This is a genomic window from Mesorhizobium sp. SARCC-RB16n (assembly GCF_008520305.1).
Classification (GTDB): Bacteria; Pseudomonadota; Alphaproteobacteria; order Rhizobiales; family Rhizobiaceae; genus Mesorhizobium.
This window is the reverse complement of record NZ_ML703264.1, coordinates 429,191-437,357: the sequence shown is the minus strand read 5'-3', so window position 1 is coordinate 437,357 and position 8,167 is coordinate 429,191. Positions and strand designations below refer to the sequence as shown.

The following is an 8,167-nucleotide window of genomic DNA, read 5'->3' as shown; positions in this document are numbered from 1 at the left end:
GCCAACCTCTCTATTGAACAGATCATCCTCAATTCCCCTCGAACACCGGCTTTTCCTTGGCCACGAAAGCCCGATACGCCCGCTCGAAATCGCGCGTCTGCATGCAGATCGCCTGCGCCTGCGCTTCGGCCTCGATCGCCTGGTCCAGGCCCATCGACCATTCCTGGTTGAGCTGCGTCTTGGTGATGCCGTGGGCGAAGGTCGGGCCGGAGACGATGCGCGCCGCCATGTCGAGCGCGTTGGCCTCGAGTGCGTCTGCCGCTACCAGCCTGTTGTAGAATCCCCAGCGCTCGCCTTCATCAGCCGTCATGGTCCGGCCGGTGTAAAGCAATTCGGCGGCGCGGCCCTGGCCGATGATGCGCGGCAGGATCGCGCAGGCGCCCATGTCGCAGCCGGCAAGGCCGACGCGGGTGAACAGGAACGCCGTCTTGGCTTCCGGCGTGGCGATGCGGATGTCGGCGCTCATGGCGATAATGGCGCCGGCGCCGACCGCGACACCATCCACCGCCGCGATGATCGGCTTGCCGCAATTGAGCATCGCCTTGACGAAGTCGCCGGTCATCCGGGTGAAGGCCAGGAGTTGCTTCATGTCCATCTTGACTAGCGGCCCGATGATGTCGTGGACATCGCCGCCGGAGCAGAAATTGCCACCGTTGGAGAGGAACACCACGGCGTCGATATCGTCGGCATAGACAAGGTCGCGGAACGTGTCGCGGAGTTCCGCATAGCTTTCGAAAGTCAGCGGGTTCTTGCGCTCCGGCCGGTCGAGCCGGACCTTGGCGATCCTGCCTTCGACCTCCCAGAGGAAATGCTTCGGCTTGAGGCCGGCCATTGCAGTCATTCGCGTCCCTCCCAGTTGCTGCGGAACGAGGTCAGCATGCCGGTCAGCCGGCGCGCATCCTCCTCGCTGACCTTGCCCAGCAATTCACCGATCCAGCCCTCATGCGCGGCGGCGATTGTCGCGAAGGACTTCGTGCCTTCCTCGGTAAGCCGCACCATCGAGGTGCGGCGGTCGCCATTGCGGCGCGCACGGGCGACGAGTCCTTCCGACACGAGCCGGTCGACAATGCCGGTGACATTGCCGTTGGACACCAGCAGGAAGCGCGACAGGTCGCTCATCAGCATGCCTTCCGGCGCCCGGTAGAGTGCTGCCATGACGTCGAAGCGCGGCAGCGTCGTATCGAATTCTTTCTTCAGGCGCTCGCGCAGTTCGGCCTCGATCGTGCGCGAGGCACGCAGCAGCCTGATCCAAAGACGCAGCCGGTCCTTGCCGGGTCCCGATGGCACGGGCAGGGGGCCGGCTACCATGTTTCACCTCCCGAGATCGAAATCGCCTGTCCGGTGATCGATTGCGCCGCATCACCGCACAGCCACAGCACGGCTTCGGCAATCTCCTGCGGCTGGATGAAACGGCCTTGCGGATTGGTCGAGACAAGGCTCGCTCGCGCCTGCTCTGCCGAGCGGCCCGTCTTTTCGATGATGCGCTGGATGGACTCTTCCAGCATGTCGGTCTCGACGAAGCCCGGGCACACCGCGTTGACGGTGACGCCGGATTTCGCCGTCTCGGCGGCCACCGCCCGCATCAGGCCGACAACGCCATGCTTGGCCGCGACGTAAGGCGCGACGTAGGCGTAGCCTTTCAGTCCGGCGGTCGAGGCGATGAAGACGATGCGGCCTGCCTTGCGCGCGGCCATGCCGGGCAGCGCCGGCTTCACCGTCAGGAAGGCCCCGGTCAGATTGACGTCGAGCGTCCGCTGCCAATCGGCCAGCGAGGTCTTGTGCGCCGGCGTGCTGCCGGCCATGCCGGCATTGGCGATGACGATGTCGAACGGTCCGCGCGCGGCCTCCGCTTGCGTGTAGAGCGCCGCCATCGCCGCCTCATCGGTGACGTCGGCGACAATGCCATGGATGCGGCCGTTTTCGCCGGCAACCCTGGCGAGTTCAGCTTCGCGGCGCCCGCATATGGTCACGTCGACACCAGCCTCGGCCAAGGTGAACGCGATGGCCCGGCCGACGCCGGATCCGCCGCCGGTGACCAGCGCGTGCTTGCCGTGGAGTGTCGCCGACGTCGTCATACTTTCAGCCCCGCGGCCGCGTCGCGCTCTGCCAGCCGGTAGAGCTGGTCGCGTCCGGGCAGATAGGGATCCGGCCATCTGACGCCACGGTCGCCGAGCGTCACCGCCGCATGGAGCGTCCAGTAGGGATCGGCGAGATGCGGCCGTGCCAGCGCCACCAGGTCGGCGCGGCCGGCCATAAGGATCGAATTGACATGATCGGGCTCGTAGATGTTGCCGACCGCCATGGTCGCCATGCCGACCTCATTGCGGATGCGGTCCGAGAACGGTGTCTGGAACATGCGGCCATAGACCGGCTTGGCGGCAACCGAGGTCTGGCCGGCCGATACGTCGCAGATATCGACGCCGGCCTCGTGCAGCATCCCAGCGATCTCGACGGCATCTGCCGGCGTCACGCCTTCGATCCCGACCCAGTCATTGGCCGAAATGCGCACCGAGATCGGCTTTCCCGCCGGCCAGGCGGCGCGCACCGCGTGGAAGATTTCCAGGGGATAGCGCATGCGGTTTTCCAGCGAACCGCCATAGGCGTCCGTGCGCCGGTTGGTGACCGGCGTGATGAAGGACGACAGGAGATAGCCGTGGGCGGCGTGGATTTCGAGCATGTCGAAGCCGCAACGATCGGCCATTTCGGCCGAGGCCACGAATTGATCGCGCACCAAATCCATGTCGGCGCGGTCCATCGCCTTCGGCATCTGGTTCTCAGGCGACCACGCGACGGCCGATGCCGCCATGACGGGCCAGTTGCCCGAAGCCAGCGGCACGTCGGTGCCTTCCCAACCGATACGGGTCGAACCCTTGGCGCCGGAATGGCCGATCTGGGCGCAAATCCTGGCTTCGGTTTCGGTATGAACGAAACCAACCAGTCGCTTCCAGGCCACTTCATGTTCCGGCGCATAAAATCCGGGGCAGCCGGGCGTGATGCGCCCTTCCGGGCTGACGCAGGTCATCTCGATATAGACGAGTCCGGCGCCGCCCTTGGCGCGCTCGGCATAATGGGTGAAATGCCAGTCGGTCGGGCAGCCGTCGACGGCCTTGTACTGCGCCATCGGCGAAACGACGACGCGGTTGTTGAGGCTGAGGTCGCGCAGCTTGAAGGGCGCGAACATCGGCGCTCGGCGCAGCCTGTTGCCGCCGGCGCCGGCCTGGCGCTGGAACCATTCTTCCGCTCTGCCCAGCCACTCGGCGTCTCGCAACCGAAGATTCTCGTGGCTGATCCGTTGCGAACGGGTCAAAAGCGAATAGTTGAACTGCACCGGATCAAGGCCGAGATAGCGCTCCACCTCCTCGAACCATTCGAGCGAATTGCGCGCCGCTGATTGCAGCTTCAGCACCTCGGTGCGGCGAGCATCCTCATATCTACGGAACGCGCCCTCGAGATCGGGTTCGGTTTCGACGTACTCGGCCAGCGCCACCGCACTTTCCAGGGCGAGTTTAGTGCCGGAGCCGATCGAGAAATGCGCCGAGGCCGCCGCGTCGCCCATCAGCGCGAGGTTCTTGTAGGACCAGCGCTCGCACAAAACGCGCGGGAAATTGATCCAGGCCGAGCCACGGATGTGGTTGGCATTGGTCATCAGCGCGTGGCCGCCGAGATGCTTTTCGAAGATGCGTTCGCAGACAGCGATCGATTCCTGCTGCGACATCGCACCGAAGCCGAAGGCAGCCCAGGTCTGTTCGCTGCACTCGACGATGAAGGTCGCCGTGTCGCTGTCGAACTGGTAGGCGTGCGCCCACACCCAGCCATGCTCGGTCTTTTCGAAGATGAAGGTGAAAGCGTCGTCGAATTTCTGGTTGGTGCCCAGCCACACGAACTTGCATTTGCGCGTGTCGATGTCGGGCTTGAAGATATCGACGAAGGTATTGCGCGCCCTGGAGTTCAACCCGTCGGCGGCGACGACCAGATCATGCGTCTCCATATAGGGCAGGGGGTCGGCGATGTCGGTTTCGAACATCAGCTTGACGCCGAGTTCGCGCGCGCGCCGCTGCAAGAGGACCAGCAGACGCTTACGGCCGATGCCGCAGAAGCCGTGGCCCGACGAAACCGTGCGCACGCCGTCATGGATGACGGCGATGTCGTCCCAATAGGCAAAATGCTTCTTGATCCAGACCGCGCTGACCGGATCATTCTTCGCAAGATTGTCGAGAGTCTCGGCCGAGAGCACCACGCCCCAGCCGAACGTGTCGTCGGCGCGGTTGCGCTCGAAAACCGTCACGTCGTGCGCGGCGTCCCTCAGTTTCATCGAAATGGCGAAATAGAGGCCGGCTGGTCCGCCGCCGAGAACCGCAACCTTCATCTGTGCGATCTCCTCTTCGCTTGCTATGCCTCAGTATCGCGCCGGAGGTAAGATATTTCAAGCTTAAAGTTTTATGTCGAAATGATTATCCAGGCCTTGGGTGGCGCTTGCGCAACGTCCTGCAGGCGTAGCCGGCGCCGCCGCACCGATTGAGCCGAACAGGAGCACGCCGGCCTTGGGTCTGCGCGATGAAAAGTCTTATGCGGGCGGCCGCAGCCAGTCCGCGTCGATCTCGGGAAGCGGAATGGCGGCAAGCAGGTCTCGCGTGTAAGTCTCCCTGGGATTGTCGAACAGCGCGTCCGTGGCGCTCGCCTCGACGATGCTGCCCTCGCGCATGACGATCACCTGTTGGCAGAGTCGCCGGATGACCGACAGATCGTGGCTGATGAAGGCGACCGTCAGGCCCATCTCCGCGGCAAGCTTTTCCAGCAGGGTGAGGATCTGCGCCTGCGTAGAGACGTCGAGCCCGGAGACGATCTCGTCGGCCAGCACGAATTTCGGTGACAGCGCCAGCGCGCGCGCAATGCCGACGCGCTGGCGCTGGCCGCCCGACAGTTGGTGGCGGTAGCGGCCGGCGAAGCTTTGCGGCAGGCCGACGCGTTGCAGTGCCTCGGCGACGCGCGTCTTCAGTTTGTCGCCAAGCCCGTTCTGCTTGAGCGGTGCGGCGATGATGCTGGCAATGGTGCGGCGCGGGTTGAGCGACGACATCGGATCCTGGAAGATCATCTGCAGGTCGCAGCGCAGCGGCCGCAGTGCCGCTTCCGGCAGATGGGTGATATCGCGGCCCTCGAAACGGATGCTGCCGGCGCTCGGCTCCAGCAGCCGCACCAGCGCGCGGCCGAGCGTCGATTTCCCGGACCCGGATTCGCCGACGATGCCCGTGACCGAGCCCTTGGGCAGGTCGAAATCCAGGCCTTTCAGAATCTCGGCAAAAGGTGCGCGGCCGATCAGTGGCTTGCGCGTCATGTCGGGCAGCGCGACCTTCAGCCCGTGGACGGAAAACAGCGGCTCAGCCATTCGGGCGCCTCCAGGCCTGGTCGGCGGCGGCGATCTCGGCGGCGAGTCCGGCCAGCACCGTCTCGTCCACCGGCTTCAGCGAAGCGAAGGGATCGGTGTAGCGCGGCGTCGCAGCCATCAGCGCCCGGGTGTACGGATGCCGAGGTGCGGCGAAGAGATCAGCCGTCCCGGCCTCTTCCACCACCTTGCCGGCATAGAGCACCGACACTTTCTGGCTGATCTTGGCAACGACGCCGAGATCATGGGTGACGAACAGGATCGCGGTGCCGTGCTCGCGCTGCAAGGCGGCGATCAGCCGAAGTATCTGTTTCTGTACGGTGACGTCGAGCGCCGTGGTCGGCTCGTCCGCGACGATCAGCCGTGGCTCGGCGGCAAAGGCCGCCGCAATCAGCACGCGCTGGCGCATGCCGCCGGACAATTCGTGCGGATAACTTTTCAGCACGCGGTCGGGGTCGCGGATCTGCACCTCGTCCAGCAACTGGCGGGTCCGCCGATCGGCCCCGTCGCCGCTCCAGCCGAGAATGCGCACCAGCCGGTCGGTCATCTGCGGGCCGATGCGGCGCGACGGGTTGAGCGCGGTCAGCGGATCCTGCGGGATCAGCGCCGTGCGCGCGCCGATCAGCGCGCGCCGTGCCTTCGGTGGAAGCTTGCCGAGGTCCTCGCCCTCGAGCCGCATATCGCCCTCGACGATGCTCACGCTCGATGGCAGGACGCCAAGCACCGCCTTGCCGATCATCGTCTTGCCGGCGCCGCTCTCACCCACCAGCGCGCGCACCTCGCCGGGTTGCACGGTGAGCGAAACAGAGCGCAGCACGCGTTGGCCGTTGGCCAGCACGGCGCTCAGATTGGCGATGTCGAGGCAGGCGCTCATCGCAGCACCGGATCGAAACGCGACTTCAGCGCTTCGCCGAACTGGCTGAATGACAATACGGTGAGGATGAGCGTGACCAGCGGAAACACCAACACCCACCAGGCTTGATGGATCGACAGCCGGCCCTCGGCGATGATGCCGCCCCAGGTCGGATCATCGGTCGAGATCGACAGATTGACGAAGGACAGGATCGCCTCGACGATGACGGCGATGCCCATTTCCAGCGACAGCAGCGCCACGATCGAAGGCACAACATTGGGCAGCACCTCGCGCAGCATGATGCCGATACGGCCGTAGCCGGCAATGCGGGCATTCTCGACATAGTCCATGCGCGACTGGCCCATGGCTTCGGCGCGGATGACCCGGCAGAAACGCGTCCAGTCGATGATCGCGATGGCGAGAATGACGGAGCTGAGGCCGGTGCCGAGCACGGCCACCAGCAGGATGGCGAACAGCACAGGCGGGAACGCCATCCAGATGTCGACGATGCGCGAGATGATGCGATCGGCCCAGCCGCCGAAATAGCCCGCGATCAGTCCCAGCGTCGAACCGACGAGGCAGGCGGCGCTGGCCGCCGCGAAAGCAACGATGAAGGCGATGCGGCCGCCGAAAATCAGGCGCGAGAGCAGGTCGCGGCCGAGGCTGTCGGTGCCAAGCCAATAGCCGGGCTCTGCGCCATCGAGCCAGAACGGCGGCAAACGCTCCAGCATCAAATCCTGTGCCAGCGGATCCTGCGGCGCCACCAGCGGCGCGAAGATCGCCGCCAGCAACGCGATGAGCAGCCAGCCGCCGGCCAGCCACAGCCTCGGGCTCCATCCGCGCCGCGAAATGCGTGCCTCATCCATGGCGCAGCCTCGGATTGAGCAGCGCATACATCATGTCGACGGCAAGGTTGATCAGCACGAACAGCAGCGCGAAGACCAGCACGATGCCCTGAATCAATGGCAGGTCGCGGTTGATGACGGCATCGATTGCCATGTTGCCGAGGCCCTCATAGGAGAACAGCCGCTCGACGATGACCGTGCCGCCGATGAGGAAGGTGAATTGCACGCCGATCAGGGTCAGTGTCGGCAGTGCGGCGTTCTTCAGCGCCTCGCGCAGGATGACCTGCGTTTCCGAGAAACCCTTGACCCGCGCCAGCACGACATAATCGAGGTCGAGCACTTCTTTCAGCGACTGTTTGAGAAGCTGCGAGATGATTGCCGCCAGCGGCAGCGCCAAGGCAATCGCCGGCATCAACATATGCTTCAACAGATCCCAGGTCAGGTCGAAGCGCAGCCGAAGCAGGCTCTCGAAGAAATAGAACTGGGTGACGAAGGGCAGGTCGAGTTGCGGCGACACGCGCCCGGAAATGTCGAAGATCGGCACCAGCACGCCGAACAGCAGGATCAGCACCAGGCCCCAGAGGAAATCGGGAATGGAAAGGGCAGCACCGCTGGCGATGTCGATGCCGGCCTCGATCGCCGTGCCGCGCTCGCGCGCGCCGAGGATCGCCGTCGTGCCGCCGATCGCCACCGCCATGACCAGCGCGACGATGGCAAGCTCCAGCGTGGCCGGCAGCCGGTTGAAGACGAGGCCGAGCACGTCTTGCCGCAGCGAGATCGAGGTTCCGAAATCGCCCCTGGCGACACCGGACAGCCAGATGAAGAATTGCTCGACGATAGTCTTGTCCAGCCCGTAGAGCGCGCGCAGACGGGCTATATCGGCATCCGTCGCACCGGGCGGCAGCATCATGGCGATCGGATCGCCGGGCGCGACGCGGATGACCACGAATACAACGACGGCCACGCCGAACAGCGTGACCAGCATCGTCAATAGACGGATCAGGAATCGTTGCAGGAGCATGTAAGTCTTTGCAGGAGCCCGTGGGCTCTTATGCCTGATGGAAAATGCGCGCCGTCATTGGCGACGGC

General features: G+C 64.7%; 8 protein-coding genes. All 8 read right to left on the bottom strand.

Annotation, left to right across the window (positions count from 1 at the left end):
- Positions 1–28: 28 nt before the first annotated feature.
- Positions 29–841: an enoyl-CoA hydratase family protein gene (locus tag C7I87_RS12790; protein ID WP_149904539.1), complete on the bottom strand. Its 813-nt coding sequence runs from the start codon at positions 839–841 to the stop codon at positions 29–31.
- Positions 838–1,308 carry a MarR family winged helix-turn-helix transcriptional regulator gene (locus tag C7I87_RS12785; protein WP_127275964.1) on the bottom strand — a complete coding sequence of 157 codons (471 nt, stop codon included), beginning with the start codon at positions 1,306–1,308 and terminating at the stop codon, positions 838–840. The genes C7I87_RS12790 and C7I87_RS12785 overlap by 4 nt, the downstream gene beginning before the upstream one ends.
- A complete protein-coding gene (locus C7I87_RS12780) occupies positions 1,302–2,075 on the bottom strand; it encodes an SDR family NAD(P)-dependent oxidoreductase (RefSeq protein ID WP_149904538.1) in 774 nt (257 codons plus the stop codon). Before C7I87_RS12780 ends, C7I87_RS12785 begins: the two co-directional genes overlap by 7 nt.
- Positions 2,072–4,366, bottom strand: coding sequence for a bifunctional salicylyl-CoA 5-hydroxylase/oxidoreductase (locus C7I87_RS12775; RefSeq protein WP_149904537.1), 2,295 nt, complete (start codon positions 4,364–4,366; stop codon positions 2,072–2,074). The genes C7I87_RS12780 and C7I87_RS12775 overlap by 4 nt, the downstream gene beginning before the upstream one ends.
- A gap of 198 nt (positions 4,367–4,564) precedes the next feature.
- Positions 4,565–5,383 (bottom strand): ATP-binding cassette domain-containing protein, encoded by an 819-nt coding sequence (locus tag C7I87_RS12770; protein ID WP_149904536.1) that lies wholly within the window; start codon positions 5,381–5,383, stop codon positions 4,565–4,567.
- Positions 5,376–6,254: an ABC transporter ATP-binding protein gene (locus C7I87_RS12765; RefSeq protein WP_149904535.1), complete on the bottom strand. Its 879-nt coding sequence runs from the start codon at positions 6,252–6,254 to the stop codon at positions 5,376–5,378. The genes C7I87_RS12770 and C7I87_RS12765 overlap by 8 nt, the downstream gene beginning before the upstream one ends.
- Positions 6,251–7,099, bottom strand: coding sequence for an ABC transporter permease (locus C7I87_RS12760; RefSeq protein WP_149904534.1), 849 nt, complete (start codon positions 7,097–7,099; stop codon positions 6,251–6,253). The genes C7I87_RS12765 and C7I87_RS12760 overlap by 4 nt, the downstream gene beginning before the upstream one ends.
- On the bottom strand, positions 7,092–8,099 hold the full coding sequence (locus tag C7I87_RS12755; RefSeq protein WP_149904533.1) for an ABC transporter permease: 1,008 nt from the start codon (positions 8,097–8,099) through the stop codon (positions 7,092–7,094). The genes C7I87_RS12760 and C7I87_RS12755 overlap by 8 nt, the downstream gene beginning before the upstream one ends.
- Positions 8,100–8,167 lie beyond the last annotated feature (68 nt).

Coding starts and splice junctions, on each gene's coding strand:
- C7I87_RS12790 (WP_149904539.1), bottom strand. CDS start 841: ATGACTGCAATGGCCGGCCTCAAGCCGAAGCATTTCCTCTGGGAGGTC.
- C7I87_RS12785 (WP_127275964.1), bottom strand. CDS start 1,308: ATGGTAGCCGGCCCCCTGCCCGTGCCATCGGGACCCGGCAAGGACCGG.
- C7I87_RS12780 (WP_149904538.1), bottom strand. CDS start 2,075: ATGACGACGTCGGCGACACTCCACGGCAAGCACGCGCTGGTCACCGGC.
- C7I87_RS12775 (WP_149904537.1), bottom strand. CDS start 4,366: ATGAAGGTTGCGGTTCTCGGCGGCGGACCAGCCGGCCTCTATTTCGCC.
- C7I87_RS12770 (WP_149904536.1), bottom strand. CDS start 5,383: ATGGCTGAGCCGCTGTTTTCCGTCCACGGGCTGAAGGTCGCGCTGCCC.
- C7I87_RS12765 (WP_149904535.1), bottom strand. CDS start 6,254: ATGAGCGCCTGCCTCGACATCGCCAATCTGAGCGCCGTGCTGGCCAAC.
- C7I87_RS12760 (WP_149904534.1), bottom strand. CDS start 7,099: ATGGATGAGGCACGCATTTCGCGGCGCGGATGGAGCCCGAGGCTGTGG.
- C7I87_RS12755 (WP_149904533.1), bottom strand. CDS start 8,099: ATGCTCCTGCAACGATTCCTGATCCGTCTATTGACGATGCTGGTCACG.